The organism is Bradyrhizobium sp. USDA 4502 (assembly GCF_054063355.1).
On record NZ_JBSSGF010000001.1, the window covers coordinates 1,279,106 to 1,305,813 of the forward strand.

24 protein-coding genes are annotated in these 26,708 nt (G+C 65.4%); 13 read left to right on the plus strand and 11 right to left on the minus strand.

Annotated features, from left to right (window positions below):
- Positions 1–5: 5 nt before the first annotated feature.
- The 9 genes from ACVW1B_RS05700 to ACVW1B_RS05740 all read right to left on the minus strand — a co-directional run bounded on the left by ACVW1B_RS05700 (position 6) and on the right by ACVW1B_RS05740 (position 10,350).
- Positions 6–1,103, minus strand: coding sequence for an ABC transporter ATP-binding protein (locus tag ACVW1B_RS05700; RefSeq protein WP_456781240.1), 1,098 nt, complete (start codon positions 1,101–1,103; stop codon positions 6–8).
- Positions 1,100–2,089, minus strand: a complete 990-nt coding sequence (locus ACVW1B_RS05705; RefSeq protein WP_456781239.1) for an ABC transporter ATP-binding protein — start codon at positions 2,087–2,089, stop codon at positions 1,100–1,102. Before ACVW1B_RS05705 ends, ACVW1B_RS05700 begins: the two co-directional genes overlap by 4 nt.
- Entirely contained in the window at positions 2,086–2,796 is a 711-nt protein-coding gene (locus tag ACVW1B_RS05710) for a DUF1028 domain-containing protein (protein WP_456781238.1), read from the minus strand. Before ACVW1B_RS05710 ends, ACVW1B_RS05705 begins: the two co-directional genes overlap by 4 nt.
- Before the next feature lie 15 nt (positions 2,797–2,811).
- Positions 2,812–4,617: a gamma-glutamyltransferase family protein gene (locus ACVW1B_RS05715; protein WP_456821323.1), complete on the minus strand. Its 1,806-nt coding sequence runs from the start codon at positions 4,615–4,617 to the stop codon at positions 2,812–2,814.
- Between the two features lie 112 nt (positions 4,618–4,729).
- Positions 4,730–5,722 carry an ABC transporter ATP-binding protein gene (locus ACVW1B_RS05720; protein ID WP_456821324.1) on the minus strand — a complete coding sequence of 331 codons (993 nt, stop codon included), beginning with the start codon at positions 5,720–5,722 and terminating at the stop codon, positions 4,730–4,732.
- Entirely contained in the window at positions 5,719–6,702 is a 984-nt protein-coding gene (locus ACVW1B_RS05725) for an ABC transporter ATP-binding protein (protein WP_141340834.1), read from the minus strand. Before ACVW1B_RS05725 ends, ACVW1B_RS05720 begins: the two co-directional genes overlap by 4 nt.
- Positions 6,699–7,658, minus strand: coding sequence for an ABC transporter permease (locus ACVW1B_RS05730; protein WP_076827131.1), 960 nt, complete (start codon positions 7,656–7,658; stop codon positions 6,699–6,701). The genes ACVW1B_RS05725 and ACVW1B_RS05730 overlap by 4 nt, the downstream gene beginning before the upstream one ends.
- A gap of 10 nt (positions 7,659–7,668) precedes the next feature.
- Positions 7,669–8,649, minus strand: coding sequence for an ABC transporter permease (locus ACVW1B_RS05735; protein ID WP_038383837.1), 981 nt, complete (start codon positions 8,647–8,649; stop codon positions 7,669–7,671).
- Between the two features lie 102 nt (positions 8,650–8,751).
- Complete coding sequence (locus tag ACVW1B_RS05740) at positions 8,752–10,350, minus strand: ABC transporter substrate-binding protein (protein WP_456821325.1); 1,599 nt, start codon at positions 10,348–10,350, stop codon at positions 8,752–8,754.
- A 372-nt stretch (positions 10,351–10,722) separates the two neighbouring features.
- Between ACVW1B_RS05740 and ACVW1B_RS05745 the strand changes: the two genes are divergently transcribed.
- The 6 genes from ACVW1B_RS05745 to ACVW1B_RS05770 all read left to right on the plus strand — a co-directional run bounded on the left by ACVW1B_RS05745 (position 10,723) and on the right by ACVW1B_RS05770 (position 18,547).
- Positions 10,723–10,971, plus strand: coding sequence for a DUF6489 family protein (locus ACVW1B_RS05745; RefSeq protein WP_018270495.1), 249 nt, complete (start codon positions 10,723–10,725; stop codon positions 10,969–10,971).
- Positions 10,972–10,979: 8 nt separating this feature from the next.
- Entirely contained in the window at positions 10,980–11,771 is a 792-nt protein-coding gene (locus ACVW1B_RS05750; protein WP_456781234.1) for an esterase/lipase family protein, read from the plus strand.
- 59 nt (positions 11,772–11,830) lie between these two features.
- A complete protein-coding gene (locus ACVW1B_RS05755; protein ID WP_456821326.1) occupies positions 11,831–13,381 on the plus strand; it encodes a WS/DGAT/MGAT family O-acyltransferase in 1,551 nt (516 codons plus the stop codon).
- Positions 13,382–13,393: 12 nt separating this feature from the next.
- Positions 13,394–14,389, plus strand: coding sequence for an alpha/beta fold hydrolase (locus ACVW1B_RS05760; protein WP_411783097.1), 996 nt, complete (start codon positions 13,394–13,396; stop codon positions 14,387–14,389).
- Between the two features lie 115 nt (positions 14,390–14,504).
- Positions 14,505–17,738, plus strand: coding sequence for a bifunctional cytochrome P450/NADPH--P450 reductase (locus ACVW1B_RS05765; protein WP_456821327.1), 3,234 nt, complete (start codon positions 14,505–14,507; stop codon positions 17,736–17,738).
- Between the two features lie 134 nt (positions 17,739–17,872).
- Complete coding sequence (locus tag ACVW1B_RS05770; protein WP_456821328.1) at positions 17,873–18,547, plus strand: spermidine synthase; 675 nt, start codon at positions 17,873–17,875, stop codon at positions 18,545–18,547.
- A 65-nt stretch (positions 18,548–18,612) separates the two neighbouring features.
- On the opposite strand, the gene ACVW1B_RS05775 is transcribed toward ACVW1B_RS05770, so the two are convergent.
- Both ACVW1B_RS05775 and ACVW1B_RS05780 read right to left on the minus strand, forming a co-directional pair.
- Positions 18,613–19,008, minus strand: coding sequence for a nuclear transport factor 2 family protein (locus ACVW1B_RS05775; protein ID WP_456781944.1), 396 nt, complete (start codon positions 19,006–19,008; stop codon positions 18,613–18,615).
- Positions 19,009–19,281: 273 nt separating this feature from the next.
- The gene (locus ACVW1B_RS05780) at positions 19,282–20,202 is read right to left on the minus strand and encodes an alpha/beta fold hydrolase (RefSeq protein ID WP_057017618.1); all 921 of its coding nucleotides are present in this window, start codon (positions 20,200–20,202) and stop codon (positions 19,282–19,284) included.
- Positions 20,203–20,380: 178 nt separating this feature from the next.
- On the opposite strand from ACVW1B_RS05780, the gene ACVW1B_RS05785 reads away from it, so the two are divergent.
- The 7 genes from ACVW1B_RS05785 (at position 20,381) to paaX (ending at position 26,681) form a co-directional block, all read left to right on the plus strand.
- Positions 20,381–20,764 (plus strand): hypothetical protein, encoded by a 384-nt coding sequence (locus ACVW1B_RS05785; RefSeq protein ID WP_057017659.1) that lies wholly within the window; start codon positions 20,381–20,383, stop codon positions 20,762–20,764.
- Complete coding sequence (locus tag ACVW1B_RS05790) at positions 20,761–21,843, plus strand: PHA/PHB synthase family protein (RefSeq protein WP_456781229.1); 1,083 nt, start codon at positions 20,761–20,763, stop codon at positions 21,841–21,843. Before ACVW1B_RS05785 ends, ACVW1B_RS05790 begins: the two co-directional genes overlap by 4 nt.
- A gap of 26 nt (positions 21,844–21,869) precedes the next feature.
- Positions 21,870–22,466, plus strand: a complete 597-nt coding sequence (locus ACVW1B_RS05795; protein WP_038383826.1) for a GNAT family N-acetyltransferase — start codon at positions 21,870–21,872, stop codon at positions 22,464–22,466.
- A 181-nt stretch (positions 22,467–22,647) separates the two neighbouring features.
- On the plus strand, positions 22,648–23,124 hold the full coding sequence (locus ACVW1B_RS05800) for a phasin (RefSeq protein ID WP_028331816.1): 477 nt from the start codon (positions 22,648–22,650) through the stop codon (positions 23,122–23,124).
- A gap of 238 nt (positions 23,125–23,362) precedes the next feature.
- A complete protein-coding gene (locus tag ACVW1B_RS05805) occupies positions 23,363–24,646 on the plus strand; it encodes a DUF445 domain-containing protein (protein ID WP_141340846.1) in 1,284 nt (427 codons plus the stop codon).
- Between the two features lie 190 nt (positions 24,647–24,836).
- The gene (locus tag ACVW1B_RS05810; RefSeq protein WP_028331814.1) at positions 24,837–25,607 is read left to right on the plus strand and encodes an alpha/beta fold hydrolase; all 771 of its coding nucleotides are present in this window, start codon (positions 24,837–24,839) and stop codon (positions 25,605–25,607) included.
- Between the two features lie 204 nt (positions 25,608–25,811).
- Positions 25,812–26,681, plus strand: a complete 870-nt coding sequence (gene paaX / locus ACVW1B_RS05815) for a phenylacetic acid degradation operon negative regulatory protein PaaX (protein WP_028331813.1) — start codon at positions 25,812–25,814, stop codon at positions 26,679–26,681.
- The last annotated feature ends 27 nt before the right edge of the window (positions 26,682–26,708 follow it).

A 26,708-nucleotide genomic window follows, 5' to 3' on the forward strand; every position in this document is an offset into this window, starting at 1 on the left:
ATTCCCTACGCCTCTGTTCCCTGTGAAATAACCCCGGGCTGTCCCGAGGCTTCCGCCGCATTGAACGCCGCCACCAGCTTTTCCAGTGTCGGCGAGAACCCGCCATCGGAGGGCACGATCGCCTCCGCGTCGGGCAGCTCGCCCGTCCGGTGACAGGCCGATGCATATCCGGTGCCATCTTCGCGCAATTGCGGCACTTCGCTGCGGCAGCGCGCGATCACATAGGGGCAGCGGGTATGGAAGCGGCAGCCGGAGGGCGGATTGAGCGCGCTCGGCAGCTCACCCTCCAGCACGATGCGGCTGCGCTTCGCACGCGGCTTCGGCACCGGGATCGCCGACAACAACGCGCGGCTGTAGGGATGGCGCGGGGCGGCGAACAGCGCCTGTGCATCCGCGGTCTCGACGATGGTGCCGAGATTCATTACCGCGACGCGGTCGGCGATGTGCTTCACCACGGCGAGATCGTGCGAGACGAAGATGTAGGCAAGCTTCAGGCGGTCCTGCAGGTCGCGCAGCAAATTCAGGATCTGGGAGCGGATCGAGACGTCGAGCGCCGACACCGGCTCGTCGCAGATGATCAGCTTCGGCTCGACCGCGAGCGCGCGGGCAATCGCGATGCGCTGACGCTGGCCGCCGGAGAATTCATGCGGATAGCGGCGCGCAAAGCGCGGCTCGAGCCCGACCAGGCGCAGCAGCTGCTCGACCCGCGCGCGGCGGTCCGCGGCCGGGACGAGATTATGCAGCGCCAGCGGCTCGGTCAGGATCTGGCTCACCGTCATGCGCGGGTTGAGCGAGGCGTAGGGGTCCTGGAAGATCAGCTGCGCGTCGCGGCGGAATGCGCGCAGCTGCCCGGCATTGAGCGTGCCGAGGTCGCGGCCCTCGAAGCGGATCCGTCCGGCGTCCGGCTCGATCAGCCGCAGCACCAGCCGGCTGACGGTGGATTTGCCGCAGCCGGATTCGCCGACCAGCGCCAGCGTCTTGCCGGCCTCGACCGTGAAGCTGACGCCGTCGACCGCCTTCACATGGGCGGTCGGCCGGCCGAACAGCGAGCGTTCGGCGACGAAATGCTTCACCAGCCCTTCGACCTCGAGCAGCGCGGTCATGACACCAGCCGCTCCAGCGGCGCACGGATGCAGCGCGAGGCGTGGGTCGGGCTCAGCAGCGCGAGCGGCGGCGGCGATTTGGTGCAGGCATCCTCGACGAACGGACAGCGCGCGGCGAAGCGGCAGCCGGCGGGCGGCTTCGCCATGTTCGGCACCATGCCCTCGATGGTGGCGAGATGGCTGGTGCGGCGATCGAGCCGCGGGATCGAGCCGAGCAGGCCGACCGTGTAGGGATGCTGCGGATTGGCGAACAGCTCGTCGACCGGCGCGCGCTCGACGATCTCGCCGGCATACATCACCGCGACCTCGTCGCAGACTTCGGCGACGACGCCGAGATCGTGGGTGATCAGGATGATCGCGGCGCCGCTCGCGGCCTTCAGCTCCCGCATCAGATCGAGGATCTGCGCCTGCAAGGTGACGTCGAGTGCGGTGGTCGGCTCGTCGGCGATCAGAAGCTGCGGGTCGCAGGCCAGCGCCATCGCGATCATCACGCGCTGGCGCATGCCGCCGGACAGCTTGTGCGGAAACTCGTCGATGCGTTTCTCGGGCGAGGGAATATGCACGCGGCGCAGCAGCTCGATGGTGCGTTCGCGCGCCGCGCGGCGGGAGCCGCCGCGATGGCGCAGAATCGTCTCCGTAATCTGGTCGCCGATGGTAAAGCTCGGATTGAGCGAGGTCATCGGCTCCTGGAAGATCATCGCGAGGCGATCGCCGCGCAGGTCGCGCAACGTCTCGTCCGGCACCTCGAGCAGGTCGAAGCCCTCGAAGCGGATCGCGCCGGACACCGCGGCGGATTGCTTCGGCAACAGCCCCATGATTGCGAGCGAGGTCACGCTCTTGCCGCAGCCGGACTCGCCGACCAGGCCGAGCGTGGCGCCCTTGGCGACGGAGAGATCGACGCTGTCGACGGCATGCGTGGTGCGGCCGTCATCGCCCTGGAAGGTGACGCGCAGGCCTTCGATCTCGATCAGCGGGCCTGCTGTCATTTACGGCTCGTGGTTGCCGCCGCGATGCCGGCGTCGATGGTGGCGCGATCGCTGGTTCCGGCCGGGTTGTCGCGGGTCGGCATGAAGCTCCGGAATGGCGCCCAGTGCTCGCGGCTGACGGCCTCCAGCCGCTCCAGCTCGCGCAGGGGATCGGCGTGGTCGTCGACGCGCAGGTCGAGCAATGGCCATTCCTCCGCGCCGTGAATTAAGAGAGCCGCCGACTGCTTGCCGCGCTTGTCGCCGCCGGCCGCTTCGCCGGCGAACATCGCCTTGATCAGCCGCTCCGCGAACGGCAGCTTCTCGTTCGCGGCATAGACGCGCGCGGTCTCGTCGAGCACCGCGGGGCCGGCCAGCATGTTGCCGGCGATCGAGAACCCGTCGCCGGCGATATGGCCGAACCAGTCGATGCAGTCCTTGCCGGAATGCGCCGCGATGCGGCCCCTGACGTCCATGACGTGGAGCTGCCGGCTCTCGCGGCCGCTGTCGGGCGCAATCAGCGCCGCGATCACCTCATGCGGGCTGTTGCCGCCGCGCAGCAGCGCGAGGCCGTCGATGCCGTAATAGGGATTGACCAGCGCCTGCGTCGCCACCGCGCCGATTGCGGGTGCGATGTGCGGCACCAGCGCGCCGACCGCGAAGAACCGCGTCGCGACGGCGATGCCGAGCTGGCCGGTGGCGCTGTCGCGGGCGATGATCGACCAGGTCATCTCAAACCTTCGTGTTTAGCGGCCTGCGGCGTAACCCTGCATGCCGCGCGGATTGGCGGCGGCGCGGCGGCGGGCGCCGACCTTCGAGGCCGCGGTGAGGCGGCCTTCCGACCAATCGGGACCAATCTCGACCACATGGCCGCGGCGCTTCAATTCGTCGATGGTCGATTTCGGCACGCGGTTTTCCAGCACCAGGACGCCGGGCCGCGAGGTGCGCGGCCAGAACGAGATCGGGAAATGCTCGGAGTGCCAGGCCGGCGCGTCGATCGCCTCCTGCAGATTGAGCCTGGCGTGCACATGACGCAGGAAGAACTGCGTGATCCACTGGTCCTGCTGATCGCCGCCCGGCGAGCCCCAGGAGAGATACGGCTCGCCGTCGCGCAGCGCCATGGTCGGCGAGAGTGTTGTGCGCGGCCGCTTGCCCGGCGCGAGCGAAGCAGGGTGGTTCTCTTCGAGCCAGAACATCTGGGCGCGGCTGCCGAGGCAGAAACCGATCTCGGGAATCACCGGCGAGGACTGCAGCCAGCCGCCGGACGGCGTCGCCGAGATCATGTTGCCGGCCTTGTCGATGATGTCGAAATGCACGGTGTCGCCGCGCACTTCGCCGAACCGGCCGACGGTCGGCTCGCCCGCGCCCATGGCGCCGACCGCTTCACGATGCCCTTCGGCGTGTCGCAACTTCACAACGCCGCCGAAGCCCTCGACCGCGCCGGGGCGGAAGTCGAGCGAAGCCTTGTCTTTCGAGATCAGCTTGCGCCGTTCGTTGTTATAGGCATCGGATAGCAGCGTTTCGATCGGGATGTCGGTGAATTTCGGATCGCCGTAGAACGTCTCGCGATCGGCATAGGCGAGCTTGGCGGCTTCGATCTGCAGATGGATGAAGTCGGGGCCTGCGGGATCGAGCCCGTCGAGCTCAAAACCCTTCAGCAGCGCGAGCTGCTGCAGCATCACCGGACCCTGGCTCCAGACCCCGGCCTTCTGCACGGTGTAGCGGCCGTAGTCGTAGGTGAGCGGCGCCTCGATGGTCGGCTGCCAGCGCGCCATGTCGCCGGCCGACAGGACGCCGCGATGCGGCGAGCCGGAAACGTCCATCACCTCTTGGGTGCGGCAGAACTTGTCGATCGCCTCAGCGACGAAGCCCTTCGACCAGGCCTGCCGCGCGCGCTCGATCTGCGCGACGCGATCGCCGCCGGCACTCTCGGCCTCGGTGAGGATGCGTGCGTAGGTCTCCGCGAGCTTCCTGTTGGTGAAGATGGTGCCGGGCTTCGGCACCTCGCCGTTGGGCAAATAGACGTCCGCCGATGTGGTCCAGTATTTCCGGAACAGTTGTTCGACGGTCCTGATGGTGGCCGATGCACGCTCGACCAGCGGATAGCCGTCGCGCGCGTAGGCGATCGCGGGCTCCAGCACGTCGCGCAGTTTCATGGTGCCGTAGTCGCGCAGCAGCAGCATCCAGGATTCGAACGTGCCGGGCACGCAGGCCGCAAGCAGGCCGGTGCCGGGCACCATCTCGAGACCCTCGCTGCGATAATGCGCGATGGTTGCCTTCGCCGGCGCCGGGCCCTGGCCGCAGATCACCTCGCTTTTGCCGCGCTTGACGTCGTGCACGATGATCGGAACGTCGCCGCCGGGGCCGTTCAGATGCGGCTCGACCACCTGTAGCGTGAAGGCGGTGGCCACTCCGGCGTCAAAGGCGTTGCCGCCTTTCTCCAGCGTTGCCATGCCGACCGCGGTGGCGATCCAGTGCGTCGAGGTGACGACGCCGAAGGTGCCTTCGATCTCGGGCCGGGTTGTGAACGGATCGGGGTTGATGTTGCTCATGGCGATTGACCGTTCGTCGGTTTGTTGTTGGGTCTCTACGGCGGGCGCACTTGATCACAGGCCGGCTGGTATGCCAACCGCTTGGTGGACATGGCCGCTCCCATCCGCGTGATCATGCCGGAACGACGGCCGGACTGTTGACGGCATGGCAGGCGACGCCGTCGATCAGTTCCGGCGTCTTCTGGCGGCAGAGATCGAAGGCGAGGGGACAGCGCGGATTGAACGAGCAGCCCAGCGGCGGATCGATCGGATTCGGTATCTCGCCCTTCACCGGGATGCGCTGGCGGCCGGACATCGCAAGATCCGGAACCGCGCCGAGCAGCATCTTCGTGTAGGGCATCCGCGGGTTCTCGAACAATTCTCGCCCTTCGGCGATCTCGACGATGCGGCCGAGATACATCACGCCGATCCGGCTCGCCATGTGGCGGACGACCGCGAGATTGTGGCTGATGAAGAGATAGGTGAGGCCGAACTTGTCCTGCAGGTCGCGCATCAGGTTGAGGATCTGCGCCTGCACGGAGACGTCGAGCGCCGAGGTCGGCTCATCGCAGACGATGAACTCGGCCTCGGATGCCAGCGCGCGGGCGATCGCGATGCGCTGGCGCTGGCCGCCGGAAAATTCGTGCGGGAATTTTTGGCCGTCGTCGGGGTGCAGGCCGACCAGCGAGAGCAATTCGCCGACCCGGGCCTTGACGTCGTGCTCGCCCTGGATCAGGTCGAAAGCGCGGATCGGCTCGGCGACGATGGCGGCGACCCGGTAGCGCGGATTGAGGCTCGCATAGGGATCCTGGAAAACCATCTGGATGCGCCGGCGCAGCCGGCGGCGCGCCTGGCCCTGCCGCGGATCGGTCATCGAGACGCCGTCGATGACGACCTCGCCCGAGCTCGGCGGCAGCAGGCCGACGACCATGCGCGCGACGGTCGTCTTGCCGGAACCGGATTCGCCGACCAGCGCGAAGGTCTCGCCGCGCTTGATGTCGAAGGAGACGCCGTCGACGGCTTTCAGGAATTCGAGATGGCCGCCCTCGATCACGCGGTTGAGCCACGGCTTGGAGACGTCGAAGACGCGGCGCAGGTTCCTGACCTCGATGAATGTTCCGCTCATGCCGCCGTCTCCTTCGCCGGCTCGAACAGATGACAGGCAACGAACTGCGTGCCCTGCCGGATCGGCTCGGGGCGTTCGACGTGGCAGCGATCGAAGGCAAACGCGCAGCGCGGATTGAACGGGCAGCCCGGCGGAATCGCCGACAGCCGCGGCATCGAGCCGGGGATTTGCACCAGGCGCTTGTCCTCGCCGGCAAGCGTCGGGATCGCGCCCATCAGGCCCCTGGCGTAGGGATGCAGCGGATTGCGCACCACCTCCTGCACCGGGCCGATCTCGGCGATGCGGCCGGAATACATCACCGCAACGCGGTCACAGGTCTCGGCGATCACGCCCATGTCGTGGGTCACCAGCATCACCGCGGTGCCGTGGTCGCGGCCGAGGCGCTTGATCAGCGCGATGATCTGCGCCTGCACGGAGACGTCGAGCGCGGTGGTCGGCTCGTCGGCGATGATCAGTTCGGGCTCGGCGCAGATCGCAAGCGCGATGACGACGCGCTGGCGCATGCCGCCGGAGAATTCGTGCGGGTAGCCGTCGATGCGCTTCTCCGGCGCTGGAATGCCCACTTCGGCCAACAGATCGATGGCGCGCCTGCGCGCGGCGCTCTCGCTCAGATTGCTGTGGGTGCGAATGGTCTCGATGATCTGGTCGCCGATCCGGTACAGCGGATTGAGGCTGGTCAGCGGATCCTGGAAGATCATGCCGATCCGCCTGCCCCTGATGCGGCGGATCTCCTCCGGCGGCAGATGGTCGATCCGCGTGCCCGAGAGCTCGATCTCGCCGCCAGAAATCCGCCCGGGCGGATCGATGAGCCCGATCACGGCAAGGCCGGTGACCGATTTGCCGGCGCCGGACTCGCCGACCACGCCGAGCACCTCGCCCTTGGCGATGTCGAACGACACGCCGTTGATGGCGCGCAAGGTCGCACGGCGGGTGACGAATTCCACCTCGAGATTGCGCACGGAAAGAACAGGCTTGGTCATCGGAGCTTCGGATTGAGGGCGTCGCGCAGCCAGTCGCCGAGCAGGTTGATGGAGAGGATCAGGCCGGCCAGCGCAATGCCGGGGAAGGCGACGATCCACCATTCGCCGGCGAACAGATAGTTGTTGCCGATCCGGATCAGGGTGCCGAGCGAGGGCATGGTGTCGGGCATGCCGGCGCCAAGGAACGACAGCGTCGCCTCGGTGATGATCGCGAGCGCGAGGTTGATGGTGGCGATGACGAGGATCGGGCCCATCGTGTTCGGCAGCACGTGCCGCAGCATGATCTTCGGCGCCGGCAGGCCGATCAGCTGCGCCGCGGCCACGTAGTCCTTGTTCTTCTCGACCATCACCGAACCGCGCACGGTGCGGGCATATTGCACCCAGAAACTGAGGCCGATCGCGATGATCAGGACGCCGAGCGTGCTCATCTCGTCGAGCCGGTTGCCGAGCACCGATTTGGCGACGCCGTTGACCAGCAGCGCGATCAGGATCGCGGGGAAGGTGAGCTGCACGTCGGCGATCCGCATGATCACGGTGTCGACCACACCGCCGAAATAGCCTGCGATCAGCCCGAGGGCGATGCCGAGCGCGCCGGCAAAGACCACGCCGGCCAGGCCGACCGCAAGGGAGATGCGCAGGCCGTAAAGGATCGCCGAGAGCACATCGCGGCCCTGCTCGTCGGTGCCGAGCAGGAACGGGCTTTGGCCGTCGGCGGTCCACAGCGGCGCGATCCGCGAGTTGATCAGCTGCAGCTGTGCCGGGTCGAACGGGTTCTGCACCGCGAGCCATGATGCGAAGATTGCGAGCAGAAAGAACAGCAGCGTAATCACGGCGGCGACCATCGTCAGCCTGGAGCGACGGAACGAATAGAAGATGTCGCTGTCGAGCGCGCGCCTGAACCAGCCGGCAGGGGCCTGGTGGCCTTGGGAACGATGGGGGACGACGGCATCGGACATCGGTCAGCCCTCACGCCGCGCGGCCGACGGTCGAGCGCAAGCGCGGATCGACCACGGTGTAGAGGATGTCGACCACGAGATTAATGGTGACGAAGATCAGCGAGACCATCAACAGATATGCGGCCATGATCGGGATATCGACATTTTGCACGGCCTGCACGAAGAGAAGTCCCATACCCGGCCATTGGAACACGGTTTCGGTGATGATCGAGAAGGCAATAACCGAGCCAAACTGCAGACCGGCCACCGTGATGACCGGAACCAGGGTGTTCTTCAGCGCATGGCCGAAATGGATCGCGCGCGTGGTCAGCCCGCGGGCGCGGGCGAAACGGATATAGTCGGTCCGCAGCACTTCCAGCATTTCGGCACGCACCAGCCGCATGATCAGGGTCATCTGGAACAGCCCGAGCGTGATCGCCGGCATGATCAGCGCCTTCAGGCCCGAGACGGTCAGCAGTCCGGTGGTCCACCAGCCGAGCTTCACCACCTCGCCGCGGCCGAAGGAGGGCAGCCAGCCCAGCGTCACCGCGAACAGATAGATCAGGAGGATGCCGATCAGGAAGGTCGGCAGCGAAATGCCGATCAGCGATACCGCCTGGAATAATTTGGCAAGCACTGTGTCGCGGCGCAGCGCCGAATAGACCCCCATCAGGATGCCGGCCACCATCGCGAACAGCGTGGCGCAGATCGAAAGCTCCAGCGTCGCCGGCAGCCGCTCCGCCAGCAGCGAGGAGACCGGCAGGCGGAACTGGTAGGAGACGCCGAACTTGAACTGCAGCGCATTGATGAAGTAGCGGCCGAACTGCACCAGCACCGGATCGTCAAGGCCGAGCGACTGCCGGATTTCGGCGCGCTGCGCGGCCGAGGTGTCGATCGAGACGATCTGGTTCACCGGGTCGCCGGCAAAGCGGAACATCGCGAACGCAATCACGCCCACGGCGAGCATCACGCCGATTGCCTGCAGGAAGCGGCGAAGAGTGAAAGCCAGCATCTCTACCTTTCACTGCTTTTGACATTGGCGCGCGGCCTTGCGCGGCCGGAAAACGAGCGGTCCCGGAAGCCTGCGCTTCCGGGACCCAATTCGCCAGAGCCACTATTCACCCTGCTTGGTCGCCCAGTAGAGCAGCACCTGGTTGTCCGCGCGCTGGGTCAATTTGACCTTTTTCGACACGCCCCACACCAGCGGTTGCTGATGCAGCGGAATGTAGCCGTAATCCTTGATGACGATGTCGTAGGCCTGCTTGATCAACTGGTCGCGCTTGGCAGTGTCGCCCTCGACCAGCACCTTGTCGGTGAGCGCGTCGACTTCCTTGTTGCAATAGCCACCGAGATTGGCCTCGCCCCGGGTGGCATCCTTCGGATCGTCGCGGCAGCCGAGGATGTCGTGCAGCACGTTGTGCGAGTCGGAGGTCGCGGGCGTCCAGCCCAGCATGAAGAACGAGGTCTGGTAGCCGCCGGGCTTCAGCACCTTGGCGAAATACTGCGCCTTCGGCTGCGCCAGCAGGTTCACCTTGACGCCGATGCGGGCCAGCATGCCGACCACCGCCTGGCAGATCGCGGCGTCGTTGACATAGCGGTCGTTCGGGCAGTCCATCGTGACTTCGAAGCCGTTCGGATAGCCGGCGTCGGCCAGCAGCTTCTTGGCACCATCAGGATCGAGCTTCGGCCGGGTGAATTCCTTCGACAGCGGATAGAGCTCGGGGGCGATCATCAACGTCGAGGGGGTCGACATGCCGCGCATGACGCGGGTCTTGATCAGATCGACGTCGATCGTCTTGTAGAAAGCTTCGCGGACGCGGATGTCCTTGAACGGATTCTTGCCCTTGATGTTGGAATACAGCAGCTCGTCGCGCGCCGTATCCATGCCGATGAAGATGGTACGAATCTCCGGCGCGGTCATGACGGTGGCGACGCCGCTGGAATTGACGCGCTGGATGTCCTGGAGCGGAACCGGTTCGATGACGTCGACTTCGCCCGAGAGCAGCGCGGCAACGCGGGTGGCGTCGGAGCCGATCGGGGTGAAGATGATCTCCTTGAGATTATGCTCGGGCTTGCGCCAATAGCCGGGAAACGCCTTGAACACGGTCTTCACGCCGGGCTGATGGCTCTCGATCGTGAAGGGGCCGGTGCCGTTCTCGTGCAGCGCCGCGTAGCTCGGCGTGGTTGCGGAGGCCGGCGTCGGTGCAACCGAGTTGTTCTCCTCGCACCACTTCTTGTCCATGATGTACCAGCTATCCCATTGCGAGATCAGGATGGGATTGGGCGAGTCCAGCGTCACGTCGACGGTGTAGTCGTCGACCTTGCTGAACTTGGCGTCGGCCGGGACGTTGCTGAGGAAGTTGGAGCCCTTGGCGCGGACGCGCTCGGCCGAGAACAGCACGTCGTCGGCGGTGAAGGGATCGCCATTGTGGAATTTCACGCCCTTGCGCAGATGGAAGCGCCATTTGGTCGGGCTCAGCGTCTCCCAGCTTTCCGCCAGGGCCGGAATGATCTTGAGGTCCTTGTCGCGCGCGGTGAGGCCTTCGTAGACGTGGGCGTGGTGCGCGATCGTCGTGGTTTCCTTCAGCGTGTAGGGATCCAGCGACTTCAGCTCGCCCTGGTTCGCATACTTCAACGTCTGGGCCGATGCCGGCAAAGCAAAGGCGACGAGTGCGGCGACAGTGGCCGCAAACAAACTCCAACGTACCGACATGTAATCCCGCGTCCCCGTTCTTGTCCGCCGGCTGCTTTGTCCGGCTGGTATTATTGATCCATGTTGCCAGAGTTTACCGGCCGCGCAAGCGCGATTTGCCAAAGGGTTAACCCGTCCGCGCGGGTGCAGCGCAATGAACCGGATTGGAGAGTAGGCTGTCGGCGCGAACGCGTGACATTCGACTTTCGGAGTGCCGCTTGTCGGTCACGGGAATGATCACCGGCGCGCCTCGAGCAACCGCTCCAAACGGTTTGGTTGACCATAACGGATGATTGAGGCCGACTGCCCCCCGGGGCAGGTACGGCTCGCTTGCGCAACTCGCCCCGTCCCGGCGATACTGTGGCGGGCCACGGCGCATTTGAGGAGGCGGATATGAAAGTCAACGTCGAGATAGATTGTACGCCCCTCGAAGCGCGGCAATTCTTCGGCCTGCCGGATGTGGCGCCGATGCAAACCGCCGTCATGGACAAGCTGCAGCAGCAGATGCTGTCGAACATCGAGAAGATTTCGCCGGAATCGCTGATGCAGAGCTGGTTCACCTTCGATCCGAAGCTCGCCGAGCGCTTCCAGGACATGTTCGTGGCGATGGCCGGCTTCGGCGGCGCGAGCAAGAAGAAATAGTGACCGACATGGACAGGAGCGTTGATGGGACCGAACGCCGGTTGCGCCCGCCGAGCCTGTTCCTGATGCTGGCGGAGGCGCGCGGCGTGCTCGAACTCAACTCGAGCCTGCTGCTGTCGCCCCTCCTGATGCAGGCGCCGAAGGGCGATGGTCATCCGGTGCTGACGCTGCCGGGCTTCCTTGCCAGCGACCTTTCGATGGCGCCGATGCGGCGCTATCTCAAGGAGCTCGGCTACGATGCCTATGCCTGGAACATGGGCCGCAATTTCGGCGGGATTTCCAGCAGGCGGGCTGCGCTGCGCGACCTGCTGAAGCGGGTCCATGAGGCGTCGGGGCGCAAGGTCTCGATCATCGGCTGGAGCCTCGGCGGCGTCTATGCGCGCGACTTGGCGTCGCAGATGCCGGAGCTGGTGCGCTCCATCATCACGCTGGGCAGCCCGTTCGCCGACGACATCCGCGCCACCAATGCGACGCGGCTCTATGAGCTGTTGTCCGGCGAAGCTGTGGGTGACATCCCTGAGATCCGCGCCGCGATCGCCGGCGATATGCCGGTGCCGACGACCTCGATCTATTCCCGCACCGATGGCATCGTGAACTGGCGGACCTCGCGCGTGCGGCCGTCGGCCACCGCCGAGAACATCGAGGTGCATTTCGCCAGCCATATCGGCCTCGGCGTCAATCCCGCGGCGCTGTGGGCGATTGCGGACCGGCTGGCCCAGCCGGAAGGGGAATTCCGGCATTTTGACCGGTCGGGCCCCTTTGCCATTGCCTACGGGCCCGCAGAACAGGCACTATCCTGACCAAACGACGAGAAGCGCCGCCCAAGGCGCCCGCGTAAGTAGGCTCTCGGGAGGAGACCATGAGCGACGCCAAGAAGCTGTCCTCGCTGGACGCATCGTTTCTCTATCTGGAAACGCCGGAAATGCCGATGCATGTCGGCAGCATGGCGATCTTCCGCCTGCCCGACGGCTACAAGGGCGACTTCTTCGAGGAGTTCAAGGCGATGATCGCCTCGCGGCTGCACATCGCGCCGATCCTCAAGGCACGGCTGCAGAAGGCGCCGCTCGATATCGATCATCCGTCCTGGGTCGAGGACGATCAGTTCGACATCGACCGTCACATCTTCCGCGCCAGCCTGCCGGCGCCGCACGATCGCGCGACGCTGGAGCGTATCGTTGGCTGGATGCACGCCAAGCTGTTGAACCGCGCCCGCCCGCTCTGGGAGTTCTATGTCTTCGAGGGCATGAGGGACAACGAGATCGGGCTCTATTCCAAGATGCACCATGCCTGCATCGACGGCGGCGCCGGCGCGGCGCTGACCAGCATGATCTACGACCTGACGCCGGTGCCGCGCGAGATCGAGCCGCCGAGCGCGAAGAGGGTCGCGCAGGAGCCGCGCGACATCGCGGCCAATCTGATCGATGCCTATCAGCAACTCTGGACCCAGCCGTTCGAGGCGGCCGCCGCCGCGCAGAAGAGCCTGGAGCTGCCGCGTTCCGGCAAGAGCGACCTCGGCTCGATCCTGTTCGACAACGCCATGTTCCAGATCGAAAGCGCGGTGAAGTTCGCCGGCTCCATGCCGACGGTCATGAAGAGCCTGTCCGACGTCGTCGCCAAGGTCGCCGATCCGAGGTCGCGCGAAAGCCTGCAGGCGATGTCCTCGCCGCCGACCATCCTCAACAAGGCGATCTCGTCCGAACGCAGCTTTGCCGGCACCTCGATCTCGCTGTCGCGTGCCAAGGCTCTGGCGAAGGCGTCCGGCGGCAAGCTCAACGACGTCGTGCTGGCGCTCGCCTCCGGCGTGGTGCGGCGCTATCTGATCAGCCAGGGCGCGCTGCCGAACAAGTCGCTGACGGCAGGTGTTCCGATCTCGCTGCGGGAGGAGGGCAACGCCGAATCCAATAACCAGGTGTTCGGCATGATCTGCTCGATCGCGACCGACATCGAGGATCCCCGGAAGCGGCTGGAAACCATCATCGCGCAGTCGACCAAGTCCAAGGAGATGTCGCATCCGCTGCGCGCTTTGGTGCCGCAGGTCACCAACATCTCGCTGCTGGGCGCGCCGATCCTGGTGCAGATCATGGCGCTGCTCTACAGCCGCTCCGACCTCTCCAACGTGCTGCCGCCGGCCACCAACATCACGGTCTCGAACGTGCCGGGGCCGCGGCAGACGCTGTATGCGGCGGGTGCCGAGCTGCTGCACATCTTCCCGGTTTCGATCTCGACCCACGGCGTGGCGCTCAACATCACCGTGCAGAGCTACCGCGATCAGCTCGATTTCGGCTTCATCGTGGGCGCCAACATCATTCCCCACGTGCAGGTGATGTGCGACATGCTGCCGCTCGAGTTCGATGTACTTGAGGCGGCGTTCGCTCCCCCGCCCGCGGACATCAAGGGCGCAGCCGAATAAGGATCCCGGCCGATGATTGAGATGCCACCGCTGCAGTTCGCCGAGACGAACGGCATCCGCATGGGGTTTTATGAAGCAGGCCCCAAGACCGACACGCCGCCGGTGGTGCTGTGCCACGGCTGGCCTGAACTGGCGTTCTCCTGGCGCCACCAGATCAAGGCGCTGGGCGAGGCCGGCATCCGGGTGATTGCGCCGGATCAGCGCGGCTATGGCGCGACCGACCGGCCGGAGCCGGTCGAGGCCTACGACATGGAGCACCTGACCGGCGATCTCGTCGGCCTGCTCGACCATCTCAAGATCGACAAGGCGATCTTCGTCGGTCACGACTGGGGCGGCTTTGTCGTCTGGCAGATGCCGCTCAGGCATCCTGCGCGGGTCGCCGGCGTCGTCGGCGTCAACACGCCGCATTGGGACCGCGCCCCGATGGATCCGGTCGCGCTGTTCCGCCAGCGCTTCGGCGACCACATGTACATCGTCCAGTTCCAGGATCCGGGGCGCGAGCCCGACCGCATCTTCGGCAGCCGCGTCGAGCAGACCTTCGACGCCTTCATGCGCAAGCCGGTGCCGCGTCCGGCGGACGCGCCGCCCGAACAGCCGATCGCCGGCGTCGGCGCCTCGGCGCGGCTCAACCTGGCGTTTCCGCAGATGATCGCGAACTACGACGCCAAGCATGACCCGCGCACGCCGATCCTGTCCGCGGACGAGAAAAAGGTGTTCGTCGACACCTTCACCAAGACCGGCTTCACCGGCGGCATCAACTGGTATCGCAATTTCACCCGCAACTGGGAGCGCTCGGCCGGGCTGGACCATCACGTCCGGGTGCCGTCGCTGATGATCATGGCCGAGAACGACGCGGTGCTGCCGCCCTCGGCCGCCGACGGCATGGAGCGGCTGGTGCCGGACCTCGAGAAGTATCTCGTCAAGGACAGCGGCCATTGGACGCAGCAGGAAAAGCCTGACGAAGTCAGCGCGAAGCTGATCGAATGGCGCAGAAAGCGGTTTGGCTGACGACGGCGTCGTCATTCCGGGGCGATGCGCAGCATCGAACCCGGAATCTCGAGATTCCGGGTCTGGTCCTTCGGACCATCCCGGAATGACTGAGGTTAGAGGGGGCACTTCGAAAATGGCGTCCGGCAACAGACTGAGTCCGATTCCGCATCCGCCGACGAAGCCGGTGGTCGGCAACATGCTGTCGCTGGACTCGACCGCGCCGGTCCAGCATCTCGTCAAGCTCTCCAAGGAGCTCGGACCGATCTTCTGGCTCGACATGATGGGCGCGCCGCTCGTGATCGTGTCCGGTCACGATCTCGTCGACGAGCTCTCCGACGAGAAGCGCTTCGACAAGGCCGTGCGCGGCTCGCTGCGCCGGGTCCGCGCGGTCGGCGGCGACGGCCTGTTCACCGCCGACACCAAGGAGCCGAACTGGAGCAAGGCGCACAACATCCTGATGCAGCCGTTCGGCAACCGCGCCATGCAGTCGTACCACCCGAGCATGGTCGACATCGCCGAGCAGCTGGTCAAGAAATGGGAGCGCCTCAACGCCGACGAGGAGATCGAGGTCGTCCACGACATGACGGCGCTCACCCTCGACACCATCGGCCTCTGCGGCTTCGACTACCGCTTCAACTCGTTCTACCGCCGCGACTACCACCCGTTCGTGGAATCGCTGGTGCGCTCGCTCGAAACCATCATGATGACCCGCGGCCTGCCGCTCGAGGGTCTGTGGATGCAGAAGCGGCGCAAGACGCTCGCCGACGACGTCGCCTTCATGAACAAGATGGTCGACGAGATCATCGCCGAGCGGCGCGGCAGCACCGCCGCGACCGACGACAAGAAGGACATGCTGGCGGCGATGATGACCGGCGTCGACCGCGCCACCGGCGAGCAGCTCGACGACGTCAACATCCGCTACCAGATCAACACCTTCCTGATCGCCGGCCACGAGACCACCAGCGGCCTGTTGTCGTGCACGATCTACGCGCTGCTGAAGCACCCGGAGGTGCTGAAGAAGGCCTATGAGGAGGTCGATCGCGTCCTCGGTCCCGACGTCAATGCGCGGCCAACCTATCAGCAGGTGACCCAACTCACCTACATCACCCAATGCCTGAAGGAGGCGCTGCGGCTGTGGCCGCCGGCGCCGGCCTACGGCATCGCGCCGCTCAACGATGAGATGATCGGCGGCAAGTACAAGCTGAAGAAGAACACCTTCATCACCATCCTGGTGATGGCGCTGCACCGCGATCCCAGCGTCTGGGGCCCGAACCCCGACGTGTTCGATCCCGAGAATTTCAGCCGCGAGGCGGAGGCCAAGCGCCCGATCAACGCCTGGAAGCCGTTCGGCAACGGCCAGCGCGCCTGCATCGGCCGCGGCTTTGCCATGCACGAGGCGGCGCTGGCGATCGGGATGATCCTGCAGCGCTTCAAGCTGATCGACGTGCATCGTTACCAGATGCATCTGAAGGAGACGCTGACGGTCAAGCCGGATGGCTTCAGGATCAAGGTACGGCCGCGCGACGACAAGGACCGCGGCGCGTTCGCCGGCAGCACGGGCGCGGTTGCGGCCGCGCCGAAGGCACCGCGCGCGCCGGCCACGCGTCCCGGCCACAACACGCCGATGCTGGTGCTGTACGGCTCCAATCTCGGCTCCGCCGAGGAGCTGGCGACCCGCATGGCCGATCTGTCCGAGATCAACGGCTTCGCGACGCGGCTGGGTCCGCTGGACGATTATGTCGGCAAGCTGCCGGAGGAGGGCGGCGTGCTGATCATCTGCGCCTCCTATAATGGCGCGGCGCCCGACAACGCCACGCAGTTCGTCAAATGGCTCGATAGCGACCTGCCGAAGGACGCCTTCGCCAAGGTCCGCTACGCGGTGTTCGGTTGCGGCAACAGCGATTGGGCGGCGACCTACCAGTCGGTGCCGCGCTTCATCGACGAGCAGCTCACCAAGCATGGTGCGCGCGCCGTCTATCCGCGCGGCGAGGGCGATGCGCGCAGCGATCTCGACGGCCAGTTCCAGAAATGGTTCCCGGAGGCGGCCAAGGTCGCGACCAAGGAATTCGGCATCGACTGGAATTTCACCCGCACCGCCGAAGACGAGCCGCTCTACGCGATCGAGCCGGTGGCGCAGGGTGCGGTCAACACCATCGTCACGCAAGGCGGCGCGGTGCCGATGAAGGTGCTCGCCAACAGCGAGCTGCAGACCAAGGCTGGCGCTCATCCGTCGGAGCGTTCGACCCGGCATATCGAGGTCGAGCTGCCGGTCAGCCTGAAATACCGTGTCGGCGATCATCTCAGCGTGGTGCCGCGCAACGATCCGACATTGGTCGATTCCGTTGCGCGCCGCTTCGGCTTCCTGCCGGCCGACCAGATCCGTCTGCAGGTCTCCGAAGGCCGCCGCGCGCAATTGCCGGTCGGCAACGCCGTCTCGGTCGGACGGCTGCTCACCGAGTTCGTCGAGCTGCAGCAGGTCGCGACCCGCAAGCAGATCCAGATCATGGCCGAGCACACCCGCTGCCCGGTGACCAAGCCGAAGCTGATGGCCTATGTCGGCGACGACGAGGCGTCGGCCGCGCGCTATCGCACCGAGTTGCTGGCCAAGCGCAAATCGGTGTTCGACCTGCTCGAGGAATATCCGGCCTGCGAGCTGCCGTTCCACCTCTATCTCGAAATGCTGTCGCTGCTGGCGCCGCGCTATTATTCGATCTCGTCGTCTCCGGCCGGCGAGGCGCAGCGCTGCAGCGTCACCGTGGGCGTCGTGGAGGCGCCCGCAAGCTCCGGCCGCGGCATCTACAAGGGTATCTGTTCGAACTATCTGGCGCGCCGCCGCGCCGGCGACACCGTCCACGCCACCATCAAGGAGACCAAGGCGGGCTTCCGCCTGCCCGATGACAATGCCGTGCCGATCATCATGATCGGGCCGGGCACCGGGCTCGCGCCGTTCCGCGGCTTCCTGCAGGAACGCGCCGCGCGCAAGGCGCAGGGCGCGACGCTGGGGCCGGCGATGCTGTTCTTCGGCTGCCGGCATCCCGAGCAGGACTTCATCTATGCGGATGAGCTGAAGGCGTTCGCAGCCGACGGCGTCAGTGAACTCCACACCGCCTTCTCGCGCGCCGACGGTCCGAAGACCTATGTGCAGCACCTCGTCGCCGCGCAGAAGGACCGGGTCTGGGAGCTGATCCAGAAGGGCGCGATCGTCTATGTCTGCGGCGACGGCGGCAGGATGGAGCCCGACGTCAAGGCGACCCTGATGTCGATCTATCGCGAGCGCACCGGTGTCGACACTGACGCCGCCGCGCGCTGGATCGAGGAAATGGGCACCAGGAACCGCTACGTGCTCGACGTCTGGACAGGTGGGTAGGCTCACGCCTTCGTAGCCCGGATGAAGCGAAGCGTAATCCGGGACAGCGTCTTATGCGGACGGGGCAGACCCCGGATTTCGCTTCGCTCCATCCGGGCTACGGCAGAGGTGCCGGCCATGTTACAAGCCGCCGCATGATTCCATGGGAAAAGATCGATACCACGCGCATTCCCGGAACCGAGGGTGAATTGCGTCTGATGCGGCGAGGCCGCGAATTCTCGATCATGCTCGGCACCAACGAGCTGATGAACAGCCGCCTGTCGGGCTCGGAAGAGGCGTTGGCGACGCTTGCCGCGAAGAAGATCGAGAAGGTCGCACGGCCACATTTTCTGATCGGCGGCCTCGGCATGGGCTTTACGCTGCGGGCCGCGCTCGCCGTGCTCGGACCCGAGGCGCGGATCACGGTGGCCGAGCTGGTGCCGGCGGTCGTTGCCTGGGCGCGAGGTCCGATGGCGGAGATTTTCGGCGACAGCCTGAACGATCCGCGCGTGAGCATCCGGGAGGAGGATGTTGCCAGCGTGATCGAACGCCAACCGCTCAGCTTCGATGCCATCCTGCTCGACGTCGATAACGGGCCTGAAGGTCTCACCCGCAAGGCCAATGACGCGCTGTATGATGTCTCCGGGCTCAAGATCGCACACGCGGCATTGCGGCGCGGCGGCGTGCTTGCGGTCTGGTCGTCCGGTCCGAACGCCAAGTTCCCGAAATCGCTGACCCGGGCCGGGTTCGCGGTCAACGAAATTGCCGTCCGAGCCACCGGCCGGGGCCGCGGTGTCCGCCACGTGATCTGGATCGCGGTCAAGCAATAGCCGGCGTCCCGGCGCGCTCGCCAGCCTGATCATGCCAGTGACTGAGCACAAGCCGTCACGATGCCTTAGAACATCGTGTTGTTGTTGGCGGGATTCTCCGGAACGGGCTGCGCCACGTCCCAGTGCTCGACGATCTTGCCGTCCTCGAGCTTGAAGATGTCGACGATCGCGTTGCCGCGGGTGCCGGGCTCGCGCACGGCGTGGACGTGCAGGATCACGTAGTCGGCGTCGACGAATGAGCGCTTGATCTCGCTGTGCGAGTTCGGAAACTTCTCGCGCAGGAAGCCGATGAACTTGCGGAAGCCTTCCGGGCCGTCGGCCGCGCCGGGATTGTGCTGCACATAGCGGTTGCCGACATAGGCGAGCGCTGCGTCGGCGTCCTTCTGGTTCAGCCCCTTCTCGTAGAACGCCAGCACCGCCTTGCGGTTGGCCTCTTGCTGCGCCTCGCCGGCGGCCGCCATTGCCGATGAAGACGCGAGTGCGAGGAGGAGAGCGGCGACGGCCGTCCGTGGCCGGAGAAGAGTCTTCATCTGGTTGCTCCCGGTGGCTGAGCGGTGGATAGCGCTCTCTACAGCGTCCATGCCGCGCCCGGAAGAACGCACTCACGGCTCACATGGTTACCGGGAGATACCGGAGCCCCGTTCCGATTGAATCGGGACGGGACTCTCGATTCTGGCTTTGAGGCGTTTTCTTCACGCGAACCGGTATCCACTTCGCTCGAAAACGCTCCGGCCTCACGCCGCCTTCGCCGCCGCGCCATGCGCGTGCTTGTCGATGGCGTCGATGATCTGTGGCCACATCGGAATCGGCAGGGCGTGGCCCATGCCCTCGATCATCACGAGCTTCGCGCCCGGGATCGAGACCGCGGTGTCCTTGCCGCCTTCGGGATGCACCAGCGGATCGATGGTACCGTGGATCACCAGCGTCGGCGCCTTGACGCCGCGCAGGCGCTCCTTGCGGCTGCCGGAGGCGAGGATGGCGCGGAGCTGACGGCTGACGCCCTCCGGATTGAGGCCGCGCTCGAAGGTGCGCCGCGCGCGTTCGGGATCGAGCGCCTCATCTTCAGGGAACGAGCCGTTACGCAGGACTTTCCAGGTCTGCCCGAAGCGGACGAAATACTCTTCCTTGCTCTTCGGTGGCGGCGCCATCAGCACCGCGGTCGCCTCGCGGGTCGGGCCCGGGATCTTTGGATTGCCCGTGGTCGACATGATCGAGGTCAGCGAGCGCACGCGTTCGGGGAAGGTGATGGCAACCTCCTGCGCGATCATGCCGCCCATCGAGGCCCCGACCAGATGCGCGGTGCGGATGCCGAGCACATCCATCAGCCCGATCGTGTCCCTCGCCATGTCGGCCAGCTTGTAGGGCGCTGCGACCGGGATCTTCAGGAAGCGGAGCTTGAGCAGTTCGAGCGCGGTCAGCCGCTTGCCGCCGCTCAGGCGGGAGGATTTGCCGATATCCCTGTTGTCGAATCGGATGACGCGAAAACCGCGCGCGGCGAGCTGGCGGCAGAACTCGTCGTCCCAATGGATCATCTGGGCGCCGAGGCCCATGATCAGGAGCAGCGGCTCGGCATTCGCATCGCCAAAAATCTCGTAGCAGATGTCGATGCCATTGGCGCGGATGATCTGCGGCGGCTGATGGGCGAGCGTGGTCACGGGCGTCCCCTGCTGGTGTCGCGGTCAGGAACCTCTATGCCACGGATTGACGCAGCGCAGAAGAGCCTCGGCGTCGCTGGTCGCGCCGCGCAGTTGACCGATCAGCAGCAACAGTGTCGTATGGCAGAAACAAATGGAAGCGCGGCAAGCGCCCGAAATTGGTGTGGAGGAGCGCCGCATGGCCGACAAGGGCAACGACCCTGCCGTGATCTGGCAGACGATGATTGGCGAGATGGAGAAGGGGTTCAACTCCTTCGGCAACCAGCTCATGAGCTCGCCGGAATTTTCCAAGGCGATGAACCAGGCCGGCGGCGTTGCGGCCGGCGCGCAGAAGCAGCTCGGCGAGCTGATGGAGAAATATCTGCTGGCGATGAACCTGCCGAGCCGCGCCCAGCTCGTCGGCATGGCGGAGCGCCTGCAATCGATGGAGAACCAGCTCAACGAGATCAAGACGCTGCTGCAGCAGGTGCACCACAATTCGCTGGCGCCGGACGACGGCCACGGCGCAACGCCGCGGCCACCGCGCACCAAGCAGCCGCCAGCGGAGGGAGGCAGCAAATGAATGCTCCCACCCCCTTTGATTTCGCCTCGATCTCCGAGCGGGTCCAGTCCGAGGTGCAGCGCGCGATCCAGCGCAGCATCAAGGGCGTCGAGTATTTCTCGAGCTCCGGCCCGTCGCTCGGCTCGACGCCGAAAGACGTGCTGTATTCGCGCGGCACCATGAACCTCTATCACTACCGGCCGCTGGCCAGCGAAGTCTATCGCGTGCCGGTGCTGATCGTGATGGCGACCACCAACCGCGGCTACATCCTCGACCTGGTGCCGGGGCAGAGCTTCATCGAATTCCTGCTCAGGCGCGGCTTCGACGTCTACATGCTGGACTGGAGTGCGCCGAAGCCGGAGGAAAAATCGCTGCGCATGGAGGATTACGTCCTCGACTTCATTCCGGAATCGGTCCGCCGCGTGCAGCAGGATTCCGGCGAAAAGGACGTCTCGGTGATCGGCTATTGCTTCGGCGGCGTGCTGTCGCTGCTCTACGGCTCGATCTTCAACGACGGGCCGATGAAGAACCTGATCTGCTTCACCACGCCGATCGATTTCCGCGAGATGAAGCTGTTCTCGAATTTCGCCGACCGCCGCTATTTCGACGTCGACCGCCTGATCGACAGCACCGGCAACATGCCGCCCGAACTGATCCTGCAATCGTTCGACATGTTGCGGCCGGCCGCGCGTGTCGTCGGCCAGATCCAGCTCTGGGACAACATCTGGAACGACGAGTTCGTCAAGTCGTACCGGATGTTCGATCGCTGGGCGACCGACACGCTGCCGCTCGCGGGCGAATATTTCCGCGCCATCACCAAGGACCTGATGTGGGACAACAAGCTCTACAACGACACCATGACCGTCGGCGGCCGCGAGGCAAAGCTTGCCGACATCAAGGTGCCGATCCTGCACGCGGTCGCCGAGCACGACCACATCGTGCCGTATGATGCGGCAAAACATCTGATCACCAAGATCGGCTCCGAGGACAAGGAGGAGGTGATGCTGAAAGGCGGTCACGTCTCGCTGGTCGCCGGCGCCAACGCAATCAAGCGGCTGTGGCCGAAACTGGACTCCTGGCTGGGCAAAAGATCGACCTAAGAAGGGTCGACTTGAGAGAGATCGACATGACCGAACAACGTTCCTATCCGCGCCGCGTCAAGACCGAGGCGGGCGACATCGAGTTTCGCCTGATGATTCGGGACCACGAGGCCGCGGTGCTGGCTTTCGCGCAAAAGCTGCCGACGCATGATCTCTTGTTCCTGCCGCGCAACATCAGCCAGCCGAAGGTGCTGTCGGCCTGGATCAACGAGATCGAGCGCGGCGACATCACGAGCCTGCTCGCGATCAAGGACGGCAAGGTGGTCGGCTGCGGCACCCTGGTGCGCGATCCGCATTCCTGGTCGCCGCATGTCGGCGAGATCCGGATGGTGGTGTCGCTCGACGTGCGCGGGCAGGGCGTCGGCCGGGCATTGTCGCAGGAGACCTTCGCCATCGCGCTCGGTGCCGGGCTGGAGAAGTTCTCGGTGCAGATGACCGTCGACCAGCGGGCGGCGATCGCGCTGTTCGAGAGCCTCGGCTTCAAGGCCGAGGCCCTGCTGCGCGACCATGTCCGCGACGTCGAGGGCAAGACCCACGACATTGTCGTGCTGGGGCACAATGTGGCGCAGGTCCGGGCACAGATGGAGGCGTACGGGGTCTCTGACGCGGTAAGCGGTAATTAGAAACCGTTTGATGCCGGTTCACTAGGCAATCTGCCGGACATTCATGCTGTTCACAGGTTCGTGATATCGCGCTGCAACATAGATGTTGCGGTGCATCATGAGGCGTGTCATAACACCGTTGCCCCGGGCCAAACCGGACGGGGTGAGCCCATAGCTCAAACCTGAGGATGGAGAGACCCCAATGACCACCGAAACCAATTCCGTGCTGAACAGCGTCAAGGAAGCCTTCGCGCCCGTCACCGAGGCGTTCACCAAGCTTCAGAACCTGGAAGTTCCGGAAGCCGCCCGTGAGTTCGTGAAGAAGCAGGCCGAGGCCGCCAAGACCCGCGCTGCCGATGCCTATGCCGGCTCGGAGAAGGTGACCAACGTGATCGAGTCCGCTGTTGCCGGTTCGGTGACCGAAGCCGCCAAGATCAGCCGCAACATCCAGCAGGCGATCTACCAGGACGCCGAGGCGTTCTTCGCCGGTATCGACAAGCTCGCGTCGGCCAAGTCGCTGAGCGAAGCCGCCCAGATCCAGTCGGAGCTGGCCCGTGCGCGTGGCGAACTGTTCGTCTCGCGGGCGAAGGCCACCACCGAATATCTCGGCAAGCTCGTCACCGACGGTGCGAAGACCGCGCAGGACAACTTCGCCAAGGTCTACGGCAAGACCGCCTGATCGCGGCCGCGCTGACCAACTGCCCTTTTCGAAGGCCCGCCATTTTGCGGGCCTTCTTTTTTGGCGGTGTCCTTCATAACTCATGTATCCATCGTCATTCCGGACGACGCGAAGCGGCGATCCGGAATCTCGAGATTCCCCGGTGCGCAATTGCGCACCTGAGGTTCGTGCTTCGCACGCCCCGGAATGACGGCGGTGCGGCTATGCTATGCTTCGTTCGTCACCCCTGCGAAACCCCATGACCCTTCCCGCCGCCCTCATCGCAACGCCTGTCGACGTCGAACGCGCGGCCGAGCTGCGGCGCGTCAAGTGGCTGGCGACCGGCGTGCTGGCGGCAACCTTCATCATCTTCATCGCAGCGAAGGCGCTGCTGCCGGTGCACCCGGTGTTCGGTTTCATCGCGGCATTTGCCGAGGCCGCAACCATCGGCGGGCTCGCCGACTGGTACGCCGTCGTCGCCTTGTTCAAGCGGCCGCTCGGCCTGCCGATCCCGCACACCGCGATCATCCAGAGCAATCAGGCGCGCATCGCCGAGAAGCTCGGCGAATTCATCGAGAACAATTTCCTGGAATCCGGGCCGGTCGAGGCCAAGCTGCGCGAGATCGATTTCGGTTCGTTCATCGCCGACTGGCTGCGCGACCGCAAACGTTCGGAGGATCTCGCCCGCTTCGTGCTGCGGATGCTGCCCGAGGCATTCGCGGCGACCGAGAGCTCGGGGTTGATGCAGTTCATCAGCCGCCGCGTCACGACGCAGGTGCTCTCGATCGACCTCGCGCCGCTTGCGGCCGGCGCGCTGCGCGGCTTCGTGCAGGAGGGCAAGCATGGCGGCCTGCTCGACGACATCCTGCGCGTGCTGCACCAGACGCTGACGCAGCAGGAGACCATGGCCGTGATCCGCGACAAGGTCCGCGCCGAGATGCCGACGCTGCTCAGGCTCTATCGTGCCGACAAGTTCGTGGTGAACCGGATCATCGCGTCCGCCACGAAGTTCTTCGAGGAAGTGCGCAACGATCCGCAGCATCCGTTCCGCGGCGAGTTCGACCGCATGCTGCTGTCCTTTGTCGACCGGCTCGGCAGCGACAAGGCGTTCGCCGATCGCATCGATGGTCTCAAGCGCGATTTGATGGCGCGGCCCGAGCTTGCCAATCTCGGGCGCACCATCTGGGCCAACGTCAAGGACTTCATCGAACGCAGCGCCTCGGGTGAGTCGCAGGTGCTGCAGCATCAGCTGGCGCGAATGTTGGTCGAGGCCGGCGACGCGCTCGACGGCGACACCGACCTGCGCGGCGAGATCAATCAGGGCCTCGTGGCGATCCTGCGCACCGTCGTCGCCGAGCAGAAGAGCGGCGTCTCCGGCTTCATCGCCGACCAGATGAAGAGCTGGGACATGGAGCAGCTGATCTCCCTGATCGAGGTCAATGTCGGCAAGGATCTGCAATACATCCGCTTCAACGGCGCGCTGATCGGCGGGCTTGCCGGCCTTGCGCTTTACACCCTGGAATACACGCTGCGGCTGCTGTGACCGATTGAGCACGAACGTCACTTTAGTTGTGGCAAGTGTGACCCGGACCGCTTGCACGAAAGTGTCCGGTTCCCTAGCTTTTCAGGACAGATTGTTGCGTTCCGGAACGATTCCGCCGGGTTCGCGTCAACTCCGTTGACCTATTCTCGTTGGTCCCATTGCCGGCGGCCCTGCCGGAAGAGGAGCTGAAATGTCCGTTGCTGCGCAGACGCTACGCCCGCCGTCCAGGACGCTGATGTTTCTGGAAGGCCGCGCCATTCATGAGCTCGGCGCCTTTCTTGGTGCATTGCCGTTGCTCAGCCTCGCGCCGCGCGGCGATGGGCATCCGGTGCTGGTGCTGCCGGGGCTGATCGCTTCCGACATGTCGACCCGGCCGCTGCGCGACTTTCTCAGGAGCAAGGGCTACGCCGTCAGCGGCTGGCGCCAGGGCCGCAATCTCGGGCTTCGCGCCGGCGTGCAGGACGGGATGGTCGACCTGCTGCAGGAGATGAATGAAACCACCGGCCGCAAGGTCTCGGTCGTCGGCTGGAGCCTCGGCGGCCTCTATGCGCGCCAGCTCGCCAAGATGATGCCGGAGCGCGTGCGCCAGGTGATCACGCTCGGCAGCCCGTTTGCCGCCGGCCCGAAGTCGACCAACGCCTGGCGCGTCTATGAGATGGCCAGCGGCCGCCGCGCCGATGAAGAGGATTCGCGTTTCGGCGGCTCGCTCGCCAGCGCGCCGCCGGTGCCGACCACCGCGATCTTCAGCCGCACCGACGGCGTCTGTGCCTGGCAGGGCTGCCGCGAGCAGGCCTCGTCGATGACCGACAGCATCGAGGTCGAGAGCAGCCATTGCGGCATGGGTCATCACCCGGCCGTGGTCTACGCGGTCGCCGATCGGCTCGCGCAGAAGGAAGGCGAGTGGGCGCCGTTCGATCGCAGCGGCTGGCGCAGCATCGTCTATCCGGATCCCAATCGCTGACTTGCTTGCCTCGCCCCGTTTGCGGGGAGAGGCCGGATCGCATGAAGCGCAGCGCAATGCGATCCGGGTGAGGGGGAGTCTCCACGAGCGCAACTCGCACCGTGATTGCGGAGAGCCCCCTCATCCCGACCTTCTCCCTGCACGCGGGGAGAAGGAGAAGAACCCGCATTGTCGTGAATCGACAAAACGCGCTATGCGTTGGGCATGCCGCAGCCGCTTGCCCGCATCGTCGATCAGCTGAAGCGCGAGCCGTCACGCACCGGCTCGATCATCATCACCGTGTTCGGAGATTCCATCGTGCCGCGCGGCGGCTCGGTGTGGCTCGGCACGCTGCTCGAATTCTTCAAGTCGCTCGACATCGACGGCAATGTGGTGCGCACCGCGATGTCGCGGCTCGCCGCCGACGGCTGGCTCGAGCGCAACAAGGTCGGCCGCAACAGTTTTTATCGGCTGAACGCCAAGGGCCGGCAGACCTTCGACACCGCAACCCGGCACATCTACGATCCGCCGCCGTCGGACTGGACCGGCCGCTTCGAGCTGTTGTTGATCGGCAATGCCGAGGACCGCGACGCCGCGCGCGAGGCGTTGAAGAATGCCGGCTTCGGCAGCCCGCTGCCCGGCGTGTGGGTCGCGCCGTCGGGCGTGCCGATCCCCGATGAAGCATCGCGCGCGATCCGGCTCGAAGTCTCCGCGGAAGATGACAGCGGACGCCGGCTGCTCAGCGAGAGCTGGCCGCTCGACCGCACCGCGGACGCCTATCTGAAGTTCATGAAGACGTTCGAGCCGCTGCACGGCTCAATCATCCGCGGCGAGACGCTGAGCGACGCCGACGCCTTCACCGCGCGCATTCTCTTGATCCACCATTACCGCCGCGTCGTGCTGCGCGATCCGCTGCTGCCTTATCAGCTGTTGCCGAAGGATTGGCCGGGCAGGGCGGCGCGCAAGCTCTGCGGCGAGATCTATCGCGGGCTGCTTTCGCCGTCGGAACAATGGCTTGACGACCACGCAACCAACGAGGACGGGCCGCTGCCGAAGCCCAACGGGGCGGTGGCGCGCCGTTTCGAGGGTGTCTGAACATATTACAAAAACTTCTTGCATTCG